Source organism: Gimesia chilikensis (assembly GCF_007744075.1).
Lineage (GTDB): Bacteria > Planctomycetota > Planctomycetia > Planctomycetales > Planctomycetaceae > Gimesia > Gimesia chilikensis_A.
This window is the reverse complement of the sequence record NZ_CP036266.1, coordinates 4,650,677-4,670,827: the sequence shown is the minus strand read 5'-3', so window position 1 is coordinate 4,670,827 and position 20,151 is coordinate 4,650,677. Positions and strand designations below refer to the sequence as shown.

The window sequence follows — 20,151 nt, the reverse complement described above, 5'->3', positions numbered from 1 at the left end:
CTTATCGTTCTATCTGATGATGGTAATGTTTGGTTTGAACCGTTGTCACTGGGTCAGGTGCACCGGGATCAGGCCAGCCGGGGATTGACTTTCTCCGGATCGATACCCAGGTCCTGGATGATGGCGGCTAACTTCGATTTATCGAACTTGCCTTCGTCGGCCAGTTCGACGAGTGTTGCCAGCACCACGTTTTCCGCGTCAATTTCGAAGTGACGGCGGAGCGATTCACGGGTTTCGCTGCGACCAAAGCCATCGGTTCCCAGTACACAGTAGTTACCGGGGATACCTTCACGGATCTGGTCGGCGACAATTTTGATATTGTCACTGGAAGCGATGAAGGGGCCTGCGACGCCTTCAAAGGTCGTTTCCAGGAAGGATTTCTGCGGTTCTGCATCAGGGTGCAGACGGTTGTAACGTTCCGCATCTTTCACGTCACGGGCCAGCTCGTTGTAGCTGGTGACGCTCCAGACATCGGTAGCGATCTGGTATTTCTCGGCCAGGATTTCCTGGGCTCGCAGTACTTCGCGGAGAATCGGACCACTGCCGAACAGCTGCGGACGAGCGTCGACGGCTGGTTTGTCGGCTTCCAGAGAACGGAATTTATAAATCCCTTTGATGATCCCATCGACGACGTCGTCGCCCTCGGGCATCGGAGCCATTTCGTAGTTTTCGTTGTAGACGGAGAGATAGTAGAAGATCTCTTCGCCTTCCTGATACATGCGTCGCATGCCGTCCTGAATGATGACCGCCAGCTCGTAAGCGTAAGCAGGATCGTAGGCGTGCAGGGTGGGAACGGTAGAAGCCATGATGTGGCTGTGCCCGTCCTGGTGCTGCAGACCTTCTCCGTTGAGGGTGGTGCGGCCGGAAGTACCGCCGAGCAGGAAGCCCTTGGTACGGGAATCAGCGGCGGCCCAGACGAGATCGCCAACACGCTGGAAGCCGAACATCGAGTAGTAGACGTAGAACGGAATCATGTTCACGCCCTGGTTCGAGTACGCGGTTCCTGCAGCGATGAACGAGGAAATCGCACCGGCTTCGTTGATCCCCTCTTCGAGGATCTGGCCGTCTTTAGCTTCCTTGTAGTACATCAGCTGATCGCGGTCGACCGGTTCGTACAATTGTCCCTGGCTGGCATAGATACCGCACTGCTTGAAGAGGCCTTCCATACCGAAGGTACGGGCTTCGTCGGGGATGATCGGCACAATACGTTTGCCGACGACTTTGTCACGGAGCAGGGTGGCCAGCAGGATGCCCAGGGCACCGGTGGTAGAACCTTTTTTGCCGGCCATGGAGTCCATGAACTTGCCCAGCGATTCGAGCGTGGGAGTTTCCAGGCGTTCTTCCGTGGGTTTCCGTTCGGGCAGGTAACCGCCGAGTTCTTTCCGCCGTTCCTGCAGGTACTGCATTTCGGGGCTGCCTTCTTCGGGACGGTAGAACGGTGTGTTCTTGACGTCTTCGTCGCGAATGGGAATACCGAAGCGGGAGCGGAAGTCGCGCAGTTCTTCTTCGTTGGCTTTTTTCACGTTGTGAGCCACGTTGCGGCCTTCACCGGCTTCACCCAGACCGTAGCCTTTGATGGTTTTGGCGAGAATGACCGTAGGCGAACCGGTGTGTTCCGTGGCTGCTTTGAAGGCAGCGTAAACTTTTTCCGGATCGTGACCGCCACGGTTCATCTTCTTAATCTGTTCGTCAGAGAGATGCTCGGCCATCTTGAGCAGTTCGGGGTTTTCGCCGAAGAAGTGATCGCGGATGTAAGACCCGGATTCGACGACGTATTTCTGATACTGACCGTCGACGACTTCGCCCATGCGTTTGACGAGCAGGCCGTCTTCGTCTTCGGAGAGCAGGGGATCCCAGTCGCTGCCCCAGATGACTTTGAGACAGTTCCAGCCGGCACCGCGGAAGGCGGCTTCGAGTTCCTGGATGATCTTTCCGTTCCCGCGAACCGGTCCGTCCAGACGCTGCAGGTTACAGTTAATGACGAAGATCAGGTTGTCCAGATGCTCGCGGGAGGCGAGGGTAATCGCACCCAGGGTTTCGGGTTCATCAGTTTCCCCGTCACCAACGAAACACCAGACTTTCGACTGTGATGTATCCATAATGCCGCGGTTGTGCAGGTAACGCAGGAAGCGGGCATGGTAGATGGACATGATGGGACCGAGGCCCATCGATACGGTGGGGAACTGCCAGAAGTCAGGCATGAGCCAGGGGTGCGGGTAGGAAGAGAGTCCACCACCGCGCGGGAGTTCCTGGCGGAACCGCTGCAGGTTTTCTTCGGTCAGTCGTCCTTCGACAAAGGCACGGGCATAGACACCGGGAGAAGCGTGACCCTGGAAGTAGACGACGTCTCCGGAATGGTCTTCTGTCCGAGAGTGGAAGAAGTGGTTGAATCCGATTTCCCAGAGTGTGGCTGCAGACGCGTAGGTAGAGATGTGACCGCCGATGCCGTCATGATCTTTGTTGGCACGAACGACCATCGCCATCGCATTCCAGCGGATGATACTTTTGATCCGCCGCTCGATTTCCCGGTTGCCGGGGAAGAGAGGCTGATCATCCTGCGGAATGGTGTTGATGTAAGGCGTATTGGCAGTGAAAGGCATCGTCACGCCTTGACGATAGGCACGTTCCTGAAGAGTAGCCAGAACGTGTTGTACGCGTTCCTTTCCATAGCGGATGATGAGATCATCCAGTGACTCAAACCATTCTTCCAGTTCTGCCGGATCGACTCCAGGCACTGCACCTGTAACTGTCTGTTCTGCCATGAGATAAGGTTCTTTCAACCTGACTGAGTATATTCGTTCGTTGAGCGTAACTTCTCTCAGATCACTAACCAGTTCACGATCTGGAAGAAATCACGCAGCTGAGTAATAAAACAATTCTAGGAATGCACCGCTGTTAAGGGAACTAAACCGGGGCTTTTTTGAGGCCATCCCGCCGCAGATTCAGATTGGAATACATCGCGAAAGCGGTGACTGATCTCGTTAATCGAAATGTTAGCTGATTTCCCTCGGTTTTGCGAGTGATAGCAACCGGTCTAAACTCTTTAATAGACATAGCAAACGTCATATATAGCTGAGACGGCGCCGGAGACAGGCTTTTTGAAGGAAATGAGGCAGGTTTTTCGTGGGTTTTCAGGCGGGCCGGGAAGAGTATCCCTGTTGATATGATCGGCTTTTGAGGTGAGAGGGCGTGAGTCTGACTGGAATTTCGAGTGGTGTTCCTGTGTGCTTGTGTTAATGTGTGCTCGGGATGGGAATAAAATACATCAGTCATAATCGATGTGAAACGTCTGTATAAAAATTGTCCAATTTAAGCAATTTAGATTGTTAAAATTGTTTTATTGGATCCAATTCTCTAAGATAGGACCCGCAGGTTCTGTTTTACAGAATCGATATGCCAGAAAATTTCTCTCAGTGAGTCTCGGATATATGTCATACGAACCAAGTTATCCCGCATCAGAATTGGACACATTTTCCGATCTGGGCGAACGTGCTGTGCACCTGGACCAGTCGCAGTCCTGCCAGTGCGAACTGCTGGCGGTCAAAAAGGCGGCGCGGATGCGAAAAGTCTGTGTGACACGTGAATTACAGGCTCGTGCTGAGCGTCTGTACTCAAAAGAAATCGAGTACGTTCACAGCGAACGCTTCGATCAACCCGAAGCCATGGATCAGGTGCTGATTCCCCTGCAGCAACTCTGTGCGGAACTTAAGCCGGATACCGAGGATGACCTGACCAGCGATGCGGGTCTGCTGCAGACGCGTCTGTATGCGGTTCCCCTGTTGAGCAAAGAGCAGGAAATCATTCTCTTCCGCGGGATGAATTATCTGAAGTATCGAGCGGCGATGCTGCAAAAACAGGTTGATCTCAAAGCACCCTGCGTTGGTGTGCTGGACCGGATCGAGCAGAAACTGAAAGATGCGAACAGCCTGCGGGACTACATCATTCAGGCGAATTTGAGGCTGGTGGTCTCGATTGCCAAAAATCTGACCGATCGGGCAAATTCATTCGAAGATATTGTCAGTGACGGCTATATGCCTTTGATTCGGGCGGTGGAGATTTTCGATATCGATCGCGGTAACCGGTTCAGTACTTACGGAACCTGGGCAGTGCGAAATTATCTGTTTCGTACTACGAAAAAAGGGCGAAAGTACCGCAAGAACTTTGTCAACGGGGCTGAGACCCTCGCCTTGGGCCTCAGTGATATTCGTTCGACTATGCGTTCGCAGGAAACCTATCATAAGTCGATTGAACAGGTCCTCGAACAGGTACTGTGTTCCCTGGGCCAACGCGAGCAACAGATTCTCAAACGTCGTTTTGGACTGCCGCCGGCCGAGGTGCCTGAAAAGTTCCGCGAAATTGCGGAAGACTTCGGCGTGAGTACCGAACGGGTGCGTCAACTGACCATCCGCTCGCTGCAGCGGATGCGGGACGTGATTGAGGAGCAGAGTCTGGAAATACCGGATATTTCTGAAATCCTTTGAGTTCCCTGCCAAGAAATCGGTTCTGCATAATTGGTATCATCTCTCCGCTGTGGTATAAGGTACGCGGCCAGCAGGCCTGCTTTGACCTGAAAATTTTACCATAGTTGAAAGATCATGAGTTCCGATAACCCCACCCCGTCCGAATCCGATTCCCCCACAGACGACAGCCACCTGATTCGTTTGCAGAAATATCTGGCAGCGACCGGTCTGGGTTCCCGTCGTCATTGTGAAGAGTACATCGAAACCGGACGCGTGACCGTCGACGGGGAGATCGTGACTGAACTGGGCGCCCGCATCGACCCTGAAACGCAGGTCATCACCGTGGATGGCGAGCGGGCCCGGATGGAACCCCGTCGTTATTTTCTGTTGAACAAACCGTCCGGTTTTCTCTGTACGAACCAGGATCCGGCGGGACGGCGACGGGTGATTGACCTGTTTCCCGGCGAAGGGCAGCGGCTGTTTACCGTCGGTCGGCTGGATGAAAACAGTGAAGGCCTGCTGCTGGTGACCAATGACGGTGCGATGGCTCAGCGTCTCGCGCATCCGCGTTATCGCGTCGCACGAACCTATCATGTGCAGGTCGCCGGTCATCCGACTCGGGAAAAGCTGGACGAACTGCGAAAAGGGGTGCGGTTCAAAGAAGGTGTCTTCCGCGTTTCCGGTTTAAAACCGTTGAAAAAGCAGGGGAAAAGTACCTTTCTGGAAATGACGCTGCACGAAGGACAGAACCGTGAGATCCGGCGAATGATGGCCAGGATCGGCCATAAAGTCATGCAGCTGATTCGCGTCCGCTTTGGTCCGCTGAACCTGGGGAAACTCAAATCGGGCGAATACCGACGGCTGTCGGATACCGAACTTAAAAAACTGCGGGAGATGCTGAATGAGCAGCATTCCCCCGATCTCCGCAAACGCAAAAGCAAGAAGAAAGCGGCTCCCAGTCGTGGAAAACCGGCCCGGCGTGGTGCGGGAAAAAATATTTCAGACAAAGAGACAGGTGGAAAAAAACGGTCTGTCGGCAATAAAGGAAAACGAGGGGCCTCTGCGGTTCCCAAGAAACCCGCTCAGAAGAAGTCTACTGGACGCCGTATTATCGGCGATTGATGAACGGGCACCACTGAGCGCCGGCAAGGAAAGCAAACATGACAGAGACTCACGCATTCAGCGATTGTGCAACCCCCCAGTATTTGGCAGCGACCGTCACCGAACAGGTCCAGATGGCAAAGGATACCTGGCGGCTGCGAATTCACTGTCCCGAAATTGCGCGGGTGATTCTGCCGGGCCAGTTCTTCATGGTCCGCGAGCCGGGCGTGAACGATCCGCTGCTGGGGCGTCCCTTCGCACTCTACGATACCTGCCTGGACGAAGCGGGACAGCCGATCGGACTGGACTTTGGTTATGTGGTGGTTGGAAAACTGACGTCCCGCATGACGCACTGGCAACCCGGTGATCAGGTCGAAATCTGGGGACCGCTGGGGAATGGCTTCCCGCAGCCCGGTTCCGGTTCGCTGGTCATGGTGGCGGGAGGGATCGGACAGACGCCGTTTCTGGCGACCGCCCGGGAAGCACTGGGACAACGTACGTATGGTGAACCAGCGCGGAAACTGGAAGCGTTTCCCGAACGGGTGAGCCTGCTCTACGGGGCTCGTTCGGAAGCATACCTGGCAGGGCTGGATGATTTTCGCCTCGATGGGCTGGAAGTCGAAGTAGCTACCGATGATGGCTCGTTTGGACATGCCGGCTATGTCACCGAACTGCTCAAGCAGCGGATTGAAAGCGCTGCACCTCCCGAAACGATCTTCTGTTGTGGTCCGGAACCAATGATGGAAGCGGTCAGTAAGCTCGCCCGGGAAGCGGGGATTTCCTGCTGGCTGTCACTGGAGACTCCGATGGCCTGTGGCTTTGGCGCCTGTTTCAGTTGTGTGGCGAAAGTCCGCGTCGGTGCCGACGACTGGGACTATCGGCGAACCTGCGTAGAAGGGCCCGTGTTTAACGCCGAGCAGCTGATATTTTAGACGCGAAACGCGACCTCGTATTGACAGTTTTGAACGGAAAACCCTATAGTTCAGGCTGATTTCAGGTCGGGATATGAACGTGCAGGATGATGAACACAACCAGACAGGGGCAGCTGCTTTCGCGGATTTCGCAGAAAGACAGTCCCGGTCTCCGCAGTCAGACCGACTTTCGCCGACAGATGACTCTCAAGCCTCCTCTGAGCAAAATCATGCTTCCGTGATTCCGCCCCGCTTTCGTCTGCTGTTTGTAAGCAGCCAGCGTCCCGAGTGGGTGGGCTTTGCTTTACGGCTGGATGCCATCGGCTGTGAGGAGCCCCGTCTGGAGTGGGCCTCGAATGCCGAAGAGATGCTCAAACTGCTGAGCAATCACAGCTACGATTGTCTGCTGATTCAGGCCGACGTTGAGGGACGTCATCACTGCAGCGAACTGCTGCAGGCGATTCGCGTCAGTGGTTGTGATGAACCGATTGTTCTGATTTCATCCGTACCCGATGATCGACTGTCTCTGGCTGCCTGCGAATTCCAGGCGGAACTGCTGGTTTCCCCCGCCGGCTGGGACTCACCCGCATTATTGGATTATGTGCAACGGGCATTGTGGGTTCAGCAACTGCAGGAAGACCATCATCGTCTGCAGGTTGAAAATCATCGTCGCCTGGTCCGTGAACGGGATGAAGCCGAGCGGTTGTTGAATCAGCAGCGCTCGATGGTCGAACAACTGCAGACACTGGTCTACCCGGGAGAACTGGAACCGTCTGCTGGAGAAGCACCGGCTGAACAGAGTCTTTCCGAAGAGTCGATGTCGGATGCGCAGATTCCCGCTGACATTCCGGAATACTATCATGAGCTGCTGCGGACCTATGTCATTATGGGCTCCGGGAGTCTGAAGGACGAGATTATCCAGATCGCGGAACTGCTGGCGGCAGCCCGACTGACCTCGCGTCAGGTGCTGGAGTTCCATCTGGAGTGTGTGGAGACGATTGTCCGGGGGCTGGGGAACCGAAGTTCACGGCATGTCATGTCGCGGGCGGACCTGCTGGCACTGGAGATGATGGTCCACCTGGGTGAGTGTTACCAGAAGAGATTGTCTGAGTAGTATAAGTTACGTGATTGTAACAGCTTATACCCTCCCACGCATATTTGAGCTTCCCGGAGAAAAACTACTGTCAATCGTATCTCCGAGTACCTATAATAGTTGTCAATATGCTGCCCTCCACGTTCAGTTTATTTGATATATCGAACAGACGGTACTAGCCTGAAGAAAACCAGACAGGAATCACAGATCGCTGCGGCTGACAACGAGGCGCTCACGGACGGTATCCAGCGATGCTCCTGTCTAATCCAGGTTTCTACCGGGGAACTTTGAGGATGAGTTCAAAACCAACACCCCATTCTGCTGCAAACACAAAATCGATGCCTACTCTGATTTCCAAGGAGATCAGAAAAGATGCCGGCAAATTCTGTCCGCATGCCGGGGTCGTCTCTCGTGGTTCAGGCAGTATGTTTCAGGAGCAGGGACGTACGTTGCTGCTCCAGCGTCTGCGGATGGCTTCCCTGCTGTTAGGCCTGGGGGCAACTGCATTCCTGATCCGCGGTTTCTGGCTGGGTGAGTACAAGAACCCCCACGACAGTCAGATGCTGCTGCTGGATGGCGTTCTGGCGGTGATTCTTTTCTCCGTCTCCGCCTTTCTGTGGTGGAAGCCCTGTCTCTGTAAATACCGCCTGCGGATCTGTGAGGCGATCACCTTCGGTGCGCCTGCCGGATTTTTCATCTGGTGGCACTTCAGTGAACTCTGCGCCTGCGATCCGGTATTACTGGGCAAAGTCGCTTTTGAATTTCCCCTGCGAACCGCATTTCCCTGGGTGATCTTGATTTTCACTTACGGGATCTTCATTCCGAACTCGCTGAAGGGCGTGATCTCGGTGGTGAGCCTGATGGTCATCAGCCCGATTGTGGGCGCGATCATGACCGGGATGCAGGTGCCCCAGGTGTCAGAAGTACTGTATAGCGGCGGTTTGTCGGAGATAATCATCCTGCTGATGATTGCCGCGAGCACAGCCGTCTATGGTTCGCATCGGGTTGACAGTTTGAGGCGCGAAGCCTTCGATTTGAAAAGCGTGGGGATGTACACGCTCCGCAAACAGATTGGCAGCGGCGGGATGGGCGAAGTCTATCTGGCCGAGCATCGGTTGCTGAAGCGTCCCTGTGCGATCAAGCTGATCCGGCGGGACAAGGTCGATGATGAAAATGTCCTGCTGCGTTTTGAAAGCGAAGTGCAGGCGACTGCTGGCCTGACGCACCCGAATACAATTGAGATTTACGATTACGGGCATACCGAAGAGGGGACATTCTATTATGCAATGGAATTCCTGCCCGGACTGAACCTGCAGGAAATCGTGGAGCGGTTTGGACCTCTGCCCCAGGAGCGGGTTGTGTATCTGCTCAGACAGGTCTGTTCTGCCCTGGCGGAAGCACATCAGAAAGGGCTGATTCACCGCGATATCAAGCCGGGGAACATTTTCTCAGCCGAGCGTGGCGGTCTGTTCGATGTGGCTAAGCTGCTCGACTTTGGTCTGGTGAAGTATCATCGTACCGATGACGTTTCGCTGGAGTTAACCATGGAAGGGGCCGTGGTGGGCTCTCCGCTGTATACGAGTCCTGAAGTGGTCACTGGAGATGGCAGTCCCGGACCGCGGTCCGACATTTACTCACTGGGGGCGAGCGCTTATTACCTGCTGACCGGGAAACCGGTCTTTGAAGGGGATAACGCTTTGAAGGTGATGTTCGCCCATGCGAGCCAGGCCGTGAAACCGTTGCGGGAACTGAATCCGGAGGTCTCTCCTGAACTGGAAGAGATCATTATGAAATGCCTGGAGAAGAAGCCGGACGATCGTTACCAGAACTCCGCCGAACTGCTGGAAGCTCTGGAGCAGTTACAGGTCAATAGCTGGACCCAGGCCCAGGCATCCGCGTGGTGGTCTGAAGCCGAGCATATGGTACAGCATGTCTCCGAAGATGACGAATTTGAGTCCGATTATCTGAAAGCGACGACGGTACTACCCGTTAATGTCTGATTGATACCTGGATCGACAGCGTTCTAACTGCGGGACTTATGCTGCCAGTTGAGGCGATCGCGGGTCAGAAATCCGTGCCGAAGGGCACAGTCGACGCAGTGCAGGTCATGGCCGTTAGTGACAACGATCTCGCCATGCATCAGCAGGTGAAAATGATCCTCGCCCGGAAACTTGGAGAAGCAGTACTCCTTGGACGAGGATGTTTTCACGAAAATCGTGATGTTTTCTGCATCATTGATGGGCACATAGAGCCGCGCATCCTGCTCGGGAGCGGGCTGGTTCGAATTCGGATCCATTTCATTCGCCATGGCTAAAGCTCCCGGTTTGTCGGCTGATTGAAATCAGACAGCCTCGCGAACTGTCTGGTCAATTCGCGAGGCTGTTGTGTCATTGATGGCTGATCAGTCCTGGACTTCCGGAACGGGAACGTCGAGTTCTTCAGCCAGTTTGGTCAGTGCTTCCCAGTTCCCTTTGTCGAGGGAAATGCCCGTTTCATTACGGGTGGCAGCGGTTTTCTTTTCCGGGTCGCCCGGCAGAAAGACTTCTGTAACGCCATCCTTGAGAGGCACGCTGCGGACATACTTTTCGAGATTGGTAATCTCGTTCAACAGGTGATTCTGGCCTCCCAGGTGAGTGGGGTCGATCACGACCACAAACACACAGTTCCCCTTTGGTGGTGGAGGATCAGGGAAGGCACACTGTCCACCCGAGAGGGCACCACAGAGCATTTCGACCATGAAAGACAGACCGAAACCTTTGTAAGCCTGATCGCCGCCCATGGGAAGGATTGTCCCTGGAGGATCGCCATAGAGCATATTGGGGTCGGTAGTGGGATTGCCATCCGGATCCAGAATCAGGCCGGGAGGAACCTGTTCGCCGGCAATTTTCTTGATGCGGACTTTACCTTCTGCAGTGGCAGAAGTGCCGAAGTCGAGTACGAAGGGACCCTTTTCTCCGCCGGGCATGCCGATACAGATCGGATTGGTTCCCAGACGGGGACGCTTGCCTCCCACTGGCGCCACGCGGGGGGCGGAGCCATGTGTGTTGGCACAGATGATGGATGCCATGCCTTTGGCGGCAGCCATTTCCGCATATTCTCCCAGGCGGCCGATGTGCGAAGCGTGTTTCAGGGTTCCGACAGAGACACCCAGGTTGCCCGCTTTTTCGATCAGGCGATTCATCAGATCGTGCATCACGGTCTGACCGAATCCCCAGCCGCCGTCGCCGTTGATTGCAGCCGGTGTTTCGTTCAGGATCTTCAGAGTTTCACCGGCTTTGAGAATGCCTTCTTTGACACGGCCCATGTAGAAGGGAAGACGCATCACGCCGTGGGAATCGTGCCCCAGCAGGTTGGCGTCGACCAGGCTCTTGGAAACGATGCGCGCTTCTTCTTCATTGGCGCCGCCTTTGAGCATGAGCGTTTCGGTAAATTTTTGCAGCGACTCGGCAGAGATAACAGGCACTTCTGATGACCCTCTATGTTAATGGATGTTTGAATGAGCAAATTTACATGCCATAACTGATGTAAAGCTGACGTTGGCCTTCATCATACAAACAAATCCAGATCCGGTAAATTTAGTGAATCGTCCGATTTTTCCTGTTGAGCAGAAAAATCAGTACGCAGCCCGGCATCCGCGTTGTGCAGGGTGCTTCAATGTAGCAGGAGTGTTCCGGTTAGATAAAAGCGGCATGGTATTCCATGCCTCTGAGGGGGCAGGAAACGACTTCAGTGAATTGCCAGCGGGGGCATTCATCAGTCGGAATTCTAAAAATGCGGATCGCACAGGGAAAAAGTCTGTCCCGTTAACGAATAGTGGAACTCCATAATCTTCTCAAATTTTAACAAAGACAACGGCACACAAACTCTTGTGACAGATGCCTCTGCGGTTGGACGATACTCGTGAGGTCAACCTGTCGATTCGAGAATGGTCCCCTTTGACAGTCAGGGGAGAGACCTGAAAAAACAGGTGAACGAGAATCTTTGCAAGAGGTAGCGTGCATGAGCATCAGTGTCGATAATATCCAGTCACTAAACGATCTACGTCAGTACATCCACAAAACACTGTGTGAAAAAGAGAACCTGCTCGAAGAGCAGTTCACGATGTCTGAAATGGCTTTACAACGCCGGGGTCGGGGATGTGGACTTCAGTTTTCGATTAACGGTCCGCGTTCGGTTCGCCTGGGAGCCATCTGGGCTTCTGACTCCAACATGATCTATTTCTACGATGCCCGTGGCGAACGCTACGCGAAAGTGAATCTGCCAAATCGCATCTTTGCCGACGAAGAAGCCGCCTAGGTCCCCTCAAAGCATCAGCACTGCCAGATATCACTCTGTTGCTGAAATCGAGGTCGACTCGGCTTTCAGTTCCTTGAGTCGCTGTTGTGCCGGCAGGCTGCCGTACCTGGCGGCAGCGGTGTAGTGCAGGATTGCGATGTTCGACGTGGCATGTTTCTGTTCGGCCTGCTTCCCCAGTTCATAAAACCGCTGTGCTTTGGCCTGGGTTCTGGCTTGCGACGCAGCCTGCTTTTCTCGCGCGATTGAGGAACCGGGCTGATTGTGCGCCACAGGGGCATGCAGTTGATCTCGCCAGTGATCACTGGGATGAGCGGCTGCTTCACGAATACTGCGTGGAGCGGAGTTGAGCAGGTAACGGTCCATGGCTTCGAAGTCGTGTATATAGACGCTTACGCTGCTGGTTGTGCTCTGGAATTCCTGTCCATAAATTGAGCCACGACGAAAAGGACCAACCTGGCGGGAGTGGATCCGTCCGGAACTGACGCCTCCCAACAGAGCGGTACCTCGATCCGGCACTGTGACTGTTGTTCCCACCGAGAATTGTTGTACGATGGGTTGTTGAATTCGCAGGACCTGTGCGTGAGCGGGAAGACTCATCAGAGCCAGCATTCCACAGCACACTAACAGGCAGGTCAGTTTACGATTCATCAGTACGTCCTCCCGAGTCACACGATTGGCTTTGTTCTATCGTATGATTTCAGGCCGAAGAGGACAACTGTTTTTTCAACCAGCGTCGCCTGCCCGCGTGCATTCTTTAGCTCGAATGGGGGTAAGTGGGCTCGCTGATATTGCTTAGCGTGTGAAGGGGAACGTGATGCTGCGAGCACTGTTACAGAGAAACTGGGGACTGATTCCGTGTGGGCTGTTGGTTTTCCTGATCTTTGGGTTCTCACAGGGGATGGCAGCAGAGGGGAAACAGCCAAATGTGATTCTGTTGCTGACCGATGACCAGGGCTACGGAGACGTCGGCTTTCATGGCAACGCGCAGATCCGCACCCCGCACATGGACGAACTGGCTCGGCAGGGAATGGAGCTGACACGTTTCTACTGCAGTCCGGTTTGTGCACCGACCCGGGCCAGTCTGATGACTGGACGTTATTACTATCGATCGGGAGTTGTACACACCTCACGCGGCGGTGCGAAGATGTACGGCGAGGAGACTACGCTGGCCGAGCTGCTGCAGGGAGCAGGCTACGCGACGGGCATCTTCGGTAAATGGCATCTGGGTGACAATTATCCGATGCGGCCGCAGGATCAGGGATTTGCGGAGTCGCTGGTGCATCGGAGTGGTGGCATTGGTCAGGCTCCCGATAAACCTAACAGTTATTTTGATCCCTGGTTGTGGAAGAACGGTCAGCGAGAGCAGGGCAAGGGCTATTGCACAGATCTGTTCTTTGACGCTGCCCTGGAGTTTATGGATCGACAGGCCCAGGCGGGGAAACCATTCTTTGTCTATCTGCCGACCAATGCCCCGCACACGCCTCTGGAAATAGCGGACTCCTATTGGAAGCCTTATCAAGAGCAGGGACTGGATGAAACGACGGCCCGCGTGTATGGGATGGTGGAAAACCTGGATGAAAACCTGGGACGTCTGATGGCGCATCTGGATCAGACCAAACTGAAGGAGAACACGATCCTGATCTTTCTGGGAGACAATGGTCCTCAGCAGAAACGTTATACCGCGGGGCTGAGAGGGCGGAAGTCGTGGGTTTATGAAGGGGGAATCCGCGTGCCGTTTGTGGCGACCTGGCCCGGACACATTCCCGCGGGGACACAGAGTGCCCAGATCGCGGCACACATCGATCTTCTGCCGACATTGCTCGACATGACGGGGACCCCAAAACCGAAATCATTAAAACTGGATGGCATCGATCTGACTGGCCTGCTGACGGGGAAAGTCAAGACACTGCCCGAACGGAAGCTGTTCTTCCAGGTGCATCGTGGATTGACCCCGCAGCGTTATCAAAACTGCGCCGTAGTGACACAACGGTACAAACTGGTAGGGTATCCCGGCACCTTCGGAGAAGAAAACCTGATGCGCGATGCCGAGCCGGTACTGGAGCTGTACGATCTGACCAGCGATCCCGGGGAGATGAAGAATCTGATCTCCACACAGCCCGACATCGCCGCTGGTTTACGCAAGGACTATGAACGCTGGTTTGCGGATGTGAAACAGTCCCGCAATTTTCAACCGGGCCTGATTGTGATCAACAGCGGCAAAGAGAACCCGACCACGTTGTGTCGGTACCAGGATGGAACCTTCATGCAAGGAACGTCAGAGGGCTGGATGGTTCAGGTAGAGACTCCCGGACGCTATGAGGTGGAAATTCAGCGGGGCGCTGATACCAAACCGGGCAAATTGACTGTCAACTGGCAGGGGAAGCGATCGCACGAATTTCTGTCAGCAGATCAGGCCTCGGCCCGTTTCGAACTGCAGTCGGGAACCGGCATGCTGGATATCTGGTTTCAGGAAGAGGGAGCCGATCGTGTCTATCCCGGCGACAACAGTACGCGGGGTGATGTGATTCTCAAACGGCTGGATTGAGCGGTTGGACTTTAGCGAGCGTCAGGCGCATAAAAAAACGGCCGAGAATGATTCTCGACCGTTTAAGATGGTTCGTTGATTCGCCACGATTTTAGTAGAGCCAGTCGAGACCGACACTCCAGGTACCGACACTCCATGATTCACGCTCGACATCGATCGAGGGGAACAGGCCGCGGGTCGGCATACCCTGCCAGCGGATGCTGTCGTAAGGGCGGGCGATTTCGCCGGCAACGATGTAGGTGTAACCCACTTTCAGTTTCGCTTCTTCCAGCATTTTCATGCGTTTGAGGACAGGCACCTTGTCGAAGATTGCCATTTCCATGAAGATCGACTGTTCGAACATGGGTGATACGTGGGTGTGACTCTGTGAATCGCTGAAGGCGTTCGGGTTTGGGTTACCTGGAGTTGCATCAATCAGAGCCTTGGGACGATCGATGTCATCCGGGTCGGCCCGAATGCCCATCCCCACGTTGTTACCGTTCAATTTAATCTTTTCCTGGTTGGCCATGATACCGACTTTGGTCTGACCCCAGATCTTGAACTTGTCGCCACCGAGATCAAACTGGAAACCAACTTCAGGACCAGCCAGATGAGTATCAACGGTGTTGTTGACCCAGGTGGTGTAGGGCTGAACGGGCTGACCAGTTACCGGGTCAACAGGAGCAACGAAGAAGGCGGTTGAGGTACCTGTGGTTCCCCCACCAGTGCTGTCATCTTCAACAACCCCAGCGTTGTCCACGATTCCGTCCTGGTTTTCGTCGGTTCCGGTGGGAAGCGAGAAGAGTTTCAGGTCAGGACGGATACCGGCGATGTTAGTAGCATCACTGTAGAGCAGACCGCTGTCGCGACCGACAAAGCTGAAGCCTTCGCGTACCTGCATGTAGCGGGCACCGGCCAGACCACGAACCTTAAGGGCTTTCTTGTCTACAATCGGAGTCGACAACCAGGTGGCGTTGGTACCCCAGGCCTGGCTGACTGATTTGACACGGAAATCCAGGTCGTAAGGTACGGTGACACCGTCAACAGTACCGTCATCCAGTGGCAGGCCACCCAGGTTCATCAGTTCGTTCTGCAGCACTTCGTTCACCTGAGCAGTAGTCACACCGGGGATCGAAGAGACCACACCAGTACCTGCTGGATCGATAAAGTTAGGCGGAGAAAGCAGGATGTCCATGATGGCCTGATTCGCCGGATTCGGTTTGTGAGTCGATTGTTCAATCGCGGACCAGTCTGAATCAGCCTGTGAAATCCACCAGCCGGTGAATTCAAACCCACTCTCATCATCGTTATACCAGCCCCAACGGAGACGGAAACCGGGAGCATTCAGTTTTGGTACATTATTGAAGTACTTCTGATCGAAGTAAGGCAGTCCGGTATTTTCACTGAACTGGTCATAGTAATCTTCGTCGGTGGCGTCGATGAGTTCGTCTTCTACCATGCCCAGGTAGGACTGAGTACCGACATTACCGATCAGGGCTCCACCCGGGTTCTGATAACGGGCGAACAACGCTTCCATACTCAGGAAGTGCCGCTTACCGTTATTACTGGCCCGGTAAGACCAGAGACCGTTACTATCAACCCGGTGCTGCTGGAACTGGTGCTCGAACGGCGAGATCCGAGGGAACGCACTCAATGGCGACTCGGGTCCGGCATTCATGGGGACTCCCGGTGGAGTCGGATAACCATTGCTGCCTGCCGCAGCCTGGAAGAATCCAGGTTGTACGGGTGCAGGCATGGCCTGAGCGTTCTGGGGATATCCCGGGAAGCTGGCAGGGTTATATGATACAGGTTGTATCATACGCGACTGCATTTCAGCTGGAGGAAATCCCTGCGCGTGTACTGTGGAGTATGCGTGTGAGATCAGAACGATGCTCAAAACCGGTGCTAGCCAATGAAGAAGCCGCATCTATACGTCCTTACAAACAAACAGCGGAAACCTGATAACAATCCGCGCGTCTAAAACGGAAATGCGCGGAGTCTGTTGCTGGTTATATCGGACAGGGCTTCTGGTAAACTGTAGCGATTATTCGGGAGATGCCGAATTTTCCTGTTTCAAGAGTTCTAGCGGTTGTATCGAGGGTGCTCTTGTGTGTTTGAATGTATAGTTGTGGTGGGTGTTTGAAAGTCGGCCTGACTGATTTAGAGGTTGATCCGACAGAGAGAGCAAGCCAGGGAACTGGTTATTTCATAATACGTTAAGATGAATGCTGGGCCAAAAGACCCGCTCGGAACGCTCCTGGAAGAGGTCAGGTACGAACGGGAGCGGGAATTCTGCTCAAATCCGGGAAATCAGAGCACCGGACCAATACTCCAGGGGCAAAATTCTTCATCACCGATGCCCTGGGCCTCACTTTTTGTCTTTTTTCCACTCGCGACTTCGATGATTAACTCGAAGATTTCGCGGCCCACTTCTTCTACTGAGGTGCCGTTCAGAATGCGACCTGCGTCGAGGTCCATGTCGTCCTGCATGCGTTCGAACATAGGGGTATTGGTGGAGATTTTGATGCTGGGGACTGGCTTACAGCCAAAACAGCTGCCCCGGCCTGTGGTAAAGCAGACCACATTCGCGCCTCCGGCCACCATGCCGGTGACGGAAGCAGGGTCGTAGCCGGGGGTATCCATAATGACGAAACCCTTTTCGGTGACCGGTTCTGCAAAGCGGTAGACGGCTCGCAGCGCGGTGCTGCCCCCCTTGGCGATGGCTCCCAGTGATTTCTCATAAATCGTGGTCAGACCACCTCTTTTGTTACCCGGTGAGGGGTTGTTATCGATCACCACGCCGAATTTGCCCGTGTATTCTTCCCACCATTTAATCCGCTCGATCAGTTTCTGACCGACTTCCGGCGTGATGGCGCGACGTGTCAGAAGGTGTTCGCCACCATAGATTTCGGAGGTTTCTCCCAGGATGGAGGTCGCGCCGTGAGCGACGAGCAGGTCGCTGGCGATTCCCAGGGCCGGGTTCGCGGTCACGCCGCTGTTCCCGTCACTGCCGCCGCATTCGGTGCCCAGAATGAGCTCGGAAACCGGGATTGGCTCCCGAACGACATTATTGACCTTCGGTAAATAGTCCTTGAGCACGTCTGAAACGTAGTCGACGGTCTTTCTGATCCCCCCGATATCCTGGATGTTGAGGACCAGCGGCTCCATGGGATCGGGCTCTTTCAGGTTCTGCAACTGGACCAGTCCTTCGTTGTCGGAGAGGAAAGAACCTTGCCCCGTTTCACAACCCAGACCCAGAATAACATAAGCGCCGATGTTGGGATGCTTCGCAAATCCCCCCAGAGTCCGCATCAGCTGATGGTGGTCTTCTCCATCATACTGCATCGCACAGCCCCCTTTATGGACCAGGGGAATGATGCCATCAATATTGGGATAGTCGGCCAGTGAGGTCTGGGCCAGTTCCCGGGCGATGTACTTGGATGCGGTGGCCGAACAGTTGACGGTACTGATGATCGCCAGGTAGTTACGAGTGGCAGCTTTGCCGTTCGGACGGCGGTAGCCCATGAAAGTCCGTCCCTCCACAGGTGCAGGCGGTGCAGGGACGTCGCTGGAGAACGCGTAATCGAGGCTGAGTTCGCCTGCTGCCAGGTTGTGGCTGTGAATCCAGTCGCCGGGTTCGATGTCGCAGGTCGCGAAACCGATGACCTGACCGAATTTACGGATCCGTTCCCCTTTCGCGATGGGCTGAATGGCGACCTTGTGTCCCAGATCGATGCTTTCCCGGGCGGTCACGTTCTCGGTGTCGGTGATCGCACATTCCTGGTTTTCTGCCACAGAATTACGGGCGATGGCGATGTTATCTTCCGGGTGCAGTTTCAGTAACGGCGAAGAGGCGACTGTGGACATGAAAGGCTGACATTCTCTATTGATAGGGTTGGAAAAACCAACGCAGGCAGGAGTGGCGGTCTCACCAGCCGGTTGATGGACGACCTTGAGGTCACATTTCTTCAACTATCCCGTTTCGGGCCTGCAGATTCAAGTGATCTGCTGTTTTCCTGTGTGATTGCCGGGGCCTCGTATTGAGACTGGTGGGGGGCACAGCAGACGGACAGCCAGCACTTATTTCTTGCGGTAGAAGTCCGGCCCCTTACTTCTGTAGCCGGGGGGAGGCAGATCGTCCCAGGGAACGACGCCGACACGTTCGGCCCAGGCATCCCATTCGCGGGACATGGTTTCCACCCGCTGCGGTTCGCTTTTCACCAGATTCTGCAGTTCGCTGCGGTCCTGACTCAGATCGTAGAGTTCCCACTTGTGACCGTTTTCTTTTACCAGTTTCCAGTCCCCCTGGCGAATGGCTTTGTTACCTTCGTGTTCCCAGTAAAGCATGCGGGACTTTGTTGTTTCCGGATGCTGAAACGTGGGGAGCAGGCTGTTGCCTTCGTAAGGGAAAACGGCCTGATTATTTTTGGTGGCGGGATATTTCGCACCGGAGATGTCAACGCAGGTCGCCATTACATCAATAATGTGTCCTACCTGGTTGGTCCAGCCTCCGGTCTGCTGAATCTGGTCGGGCCAGCGGACGATGAGGGGCGTGGAGATGCCCCCTTCGTGCACCCACATTTTGTGGAAGCGGAAGGGGGTGTTACTGCTGTTGGCCCAGCCGACCTCAGCACAGCGGAACGATTCCCGGGTGCCGGTGATCGCGCCGGGCTGGTGTCCCCGGTCGATGTATTCAGCGCTCGCGCCATTGTCGGAGAGAAACAGCACGAGGGTATTGTCTTTCTGGCCCATCTGGTCAATTTGCTTCAGGACCTGGCCGATGCCTCGATCCATGCTGGTCACCATGGCTGCATAGACGGCCATGCGCAGATCCCATTCCTCGCGCTCTTTTTCCGAGAGACTGTCCCAGGCTTGGGCATCGGGATCACGTGGGGAGAGCGGGCAGTTGATCAGCCCGAGTTGCTGCATGCGCTGGTGTCGTTGTTTGCGAAGAGCATCCCAGCCGCCCCGATACTGTCCTTTATAACGGGCGATGTCTTCCGGAAGTGCGTGCAACGGGAAGTGAGGGGCCGTATAAGCGAGATACATGAAGAAAGGTTCTGCTTTGTGCTGCTCAGCGTGATCTTTCAAATAGTCGACCGCGCGGTCGCTGAAGGCATCAGTAATGTAGTAACCCGTTTTGGGTGGTTTGATCAGCTGATTGTCTTCATAGAGCGGACGCGGTGCGAAATAATTGCCCCCACCGCCGGTGCCATAGGCGCGGTCAAAGCCTCTGCCCAGAGGCCAGTTCTCATTGGCTTCCCGCATACGATAGGTCAGGTGCCATTTGCCGACGTGATAACAGCGATAGTCGGCGGCGGAGAGGACCTCGGCGATACTGACGCAATTCTTGCCCAGTTCTCCCTGGTAGCCGGGAAGGTTATCGTTGCGGTTCATCCAGCCCATGCCTGCCTGGTGCGGATAGAGGCCGGTCATCAGCGAGGCCCGGGTGGGACAGCAGCGTCCCGCGTTGTAGAAACGTTTGAATCGCAGTCCTTCGTTGGCCATCTGGTCCAGGTTGGGTGTTTTGATTTCCGAACCGTAGCAGCCGAGATCCGAGAAGCCGAGGTCGTCGGCCATGATCAGGACAATATTCGGGCGTGTCGCGGGAGCGGCCTGAGCGGTTGGAATGACAGAGGGGAGCAGTATGCCGCTGACAACAAGCAGGGTCGTGAACCTGAATATCTTTCTGAGGGGCGATGCGGGAATCATAGGGGGTTTACTTTCCTGAAATACGGGCGCGAATAATCGGGAACAGTTTGATTG

Annotated in this window: 14 protein-coding genes; 7 read left to right on the top strand and 7 right to left on the bottom strand. The window is 54.7% G+C overall.

What is annotated here, in order from left to right; genetic code table 11:
- Window positions 1-68: 68 nt before the first annotated feature.
- Window positions 69-2,762, bottom strand: a complete 2,694-nt coding sequence (gene aceE / locus HG66A1_RS17535) for a pyruvate dehydrogenase (acetyl-transferring), homodimeric type (RefSeq protein WP_145186728.1) — start codon at window positions 2,760-2,762, stop codon at window positions 69-71.
- 666 nt (window positions 2,763-3,428) lie between these two features.
- On the opposite strand from aceE, the gene HG66A1_RS17530 reads away from it, so the two are divergent.
- The 5 genes from HG66A1_RS17530 to HG66A1_RS17510 all read left to right on the top strand — a co-directional run bounded on the left by HG66A1_RS17530 (window position 3,429) and on the right by HG66A1_RS17510 (window position 9,565).
- Complete coding sequence (locus HG66A1_RS17530; RefSeq protein WP_145186726.1) at window positions 3,429-4,481, top strand: sigma-70 family RNA polymerase sigma factor; 1,053 nt, start codon at window positions 3,429-3,431, stop codon at window positions 4,479-4,481.
- A 114-nt stretch (window positions 4,482-4,595) separates the two neighbouring features.
- Window positions 4,596-5,582 carry a pseudouridine synthase gene (locus tag HG66A1_RS17525; RefSeq protein WP_197993529.1) on the top strand — a complete coding sequence of 329 codons (987 nt, stop codon included), beginning with the start codon at window positions 4,596-4,598 and terminating at the stop codon, window positions 5,580-5,582.
- 38 nt (window positions 5,583-5,620) lie between these two features.
- Window positions 5,621-6,493, top strand: a complete 873-nt coding sequence (locus HG66A1_RS17520; RefSeq protein WP_145186723.1) for a dihydroorotate dehydrogenase electron transfer subunit — start codon at window positions 5,621-5,623, stop codon at window positions 6,491-6,493.
- Between the two features lie 73 nt (window positions 6,494-6,566).
- Window positions 6,567-7,586: a hypothetical protein gene (locus tag HG66A1_RS17515; protein ID WP_145186720.1), complete on the top strand. Its 1,020-nt coding sequence runs from the start codon at window positions 6,567-6,569 to the stop codon at window positions 7,584-7,586.
- A gap of 272 nt (window positions 7,587-7,858) precedes the next feature.
- On the top strand, window positions 7,859-9,565 hold the full coding sequence (locus HG66A1_RS17510) for a serine/threonine protein kinase (protein WP_197993528.1): 1,707 nt from the start codon (window positions 7,859-7,861) through the stop codon (window positions 9,563-9,565).
- A 23-nt stretch (window positions 9,566-9,588) separates the two neighbouring features.
- On the opposite strand, the gene HG66A1_RS17505 is transcribed toward HG66A1_RS17510, so the two are convergent.
- Both HG66A1_RS17505 and HG66A1_RS17500 read right to left on the bottom strand, forming a co-directional pair.
- Window positions 9,589-9,873: a hypothetical protein gene (locus tag HG66A1_RS17505; protein WP_232101960.1), complete on the bottom strand. Its 285-nt coding sequence runs from the start codon at window positions 9,871-9,873 to the stop codon at window positions 9,589-9,591.
- 93 nt (window positions 9,874-9,966) lie between these two features.
- Complete coding sequence (locus HG66A1_RS17500) at window positions 9,967-11,028, bottom strand: Ldh family oxidoreductase (RefSeq protein WP_145186714.1); 1,062 nt, start codon at window positions 11,026-11,028, stop codon at window positions 9,967-9,969.
- Window positions 11,029-11,564: 536 nt separating this feature from the next.
- Between HG66A1_RS17500 and HG66A1_RS17495 the strand changes: the two genes are divergently transcribed.
- Complete coding sequence (locus tag HG66A1_RS17495) at window positions 11,565-11,861, top strand: hypothetical protein (RefSeq protein ID WP_145041735.1); 297 nt, start codon at window positions 11,565-11,567, stop codon at window positions 11,859-11,861.
- A 30-nt stretch (window positions 11,862-11,891) separates the two neighbouring features.
- On the opposite strand, the gene HG66A1_RS17490 is transcribed toward HG66A1_RS17495, so the two are convergent.
- Window positions 11,892-12,509, bottom strand: coding sequence for a hypothetical protein (locus HG66A1_RS17490; protein ID WP_145186711.1), 618 nt, complete (start codon window positions 12,507-12,509; stop codon window positions 11,892-11,894).
- A gap of 166 nt (window positions 12,510-12,675) precedes the next feature.
- On the opposite strand from HG66A1_RS17490, the gene HG66A1_RS17485 reads away from it, so the two are divergent.
- The gene (locus HG66A1_RS17485) at window positions 12,676-14,406 is read left to right on the top strand and encodes an arylsulfatase (RefSeq protein ID WP_145186708.1); all 1,731 of its coding nucleotides are present in this window, start codon (window positions 12,676-12,678) and stop codon (window positions 14,404-14,406) included.
- Between the two features lie 91 nt (window positions 14,407-14,497).
- Here the strand turns inward: HG66A1_RS17485 and HG66A1_RS17480 are convergent, their stop codons facing one another.
- The 3 genes from HG66A1_RS17480 to HG66A1_RS17470 form a co-directional block, all read right to left on the bottom strand.
- Window positions 14,498-16,141 carry a hypothetical protein gene (locus tag HG66A1_RS17480; RefSeq protein WP_145186705.1) on the bottom strand — a complete coding sequence of 548 codons (1,644 nt, stop codon included), beginning with the start codon at window positions 16,139-16,141 and terminating at the stop codon, window positions 14,498-14,500.
- Between the two features lie 554 nt (window positions 16,142-16,695).
- Window positions 16,696-18,252 carry a UxaA family hydrolase gene (locus tag HG66A1_RS17475; protein WP_145186702.1) on the bottom strand — a complete coding sequence of 519 codons (1,557 nt, stop codon included), beginning with the start codon at window positions 18,250-18,252 and terminating at the stop codon, window positions 16,696-16,698.
- A 213-nt stretch (window positions 18,253-18,465) separates the two neighbouring features.
- The gene (locus tag HG66A1_RS17470; RefSeq protein WP_197996641.1) at window positions 18,466-20,097 is read right to left on the bottom strand and encodes an arylsulfatase; all 1,632 of its coding nucleotides are present in this window, start codon (window positions 20,095-20,097) and stop codon (window positions 18,466-18,468) included.
- Window positions 20,098-20,151 lie beyond the last annotated feature (54 nt).

What these genes read in the sequence shown, in the direction of transcription:
- HG66A1_RS17470 (WP_197996641.1), bottom strand. Translation starts at nt 20,097, where the DNA reads ATGATTCCCGCATCGCCCCTCAGAAAGATATTCAGGTTCACGACCCTG.
- HG66A1_RS17495 (WP_145041735.1), top strand. Translation starts at nt 11,565, where the DNA reads ATGAGCATCAGTGTCGATAATATCCAGTCACTAAACGATCTACGTCAG.
- HG66A1_RS17510 (WP_197993528.1), top strand. Translation starts at nt 7,859, where the DNA reads ATGAGTTCAAAACCAACACCCCATTCTGCTGCAAACACAAAATCGATG.
- HG66A1_RS17515 (WP_145186720.1), top strand. Translation starts at nt 6,567, where the DNA reads ATGAACGTGCAGGATGATGAACACAACCAGACAGGGGCAGCTGCTTTC.
- HG66A1_RS17525 (WP_197993529.1), top strand. Translation starts at nt 4,596, where the DNA reads ATGAGTTCCGATAACCCCACCCCGTCCGAATCCGATTCCCCCACAGAC.
- HG66A1_RS17480 (WP_145186705.1), bottom strand. Translation starts at nt 16,141, where the DNA reads ATGCCTGCACCCGTACAACCTGGATTCTTCCAGGCTGCGGCAGGCAGC.
- aceE (WP_145186728.1), bottom strand. Translation starts at nt 2,762, where the DNA reads ATGGCAGAACAGACAGTTACAGGTGCAGTGCCTGGAGTCGATCCGGCA.
- HG66A1_RS17530 (WP_145186726.1), top strand. Translation starts at nt 3,429, where the DNA reads ATGTCATACGAACCAAGTTATCCCGCATCAGAATTGGACACATTTTCC.
- HG66A1_RS17490 (WP_145186711.1), bottom strand. Translation starts at nt 12,509, where the DNA reads ATGAATCGTAAACTGACCTGCCTGTTAGTGTGCTGTGGAATGCTGGCT.
- HG66A1_RS17505 (WP_232101960.1), bottom strand. Translation starts at nt 9,873, where the DNA reads ATGGCGAATGAAATGGATCCGAATTCGAACCAGCCCGCTCCCGAGCAG.
- HG66A1_RS17485 (WP_145186708.1), top strand. Translation starts at nt 12,676, where the DNA reads ATGCTGCGAGCACTGTTACAGAGAAACTGGGGACTGATTCCGTGTGGG.
- HG66A1_RS17475 (WP_145186702.1), bottom strand. Translation starts at nt 18,252, where the DNA reads ATGTCCACAGTCGCCTCTTCGCCGTTACTGAAACTGCACCCGGAAGAT.
- HG66A1_RS17520 (WP_145186723.1), top strand. Translation starts at nt 5,621, where the DNA reads ATGACAGAGACTCACGCATTCAGCGATTGTGCAACCCCCCAGTATTTG.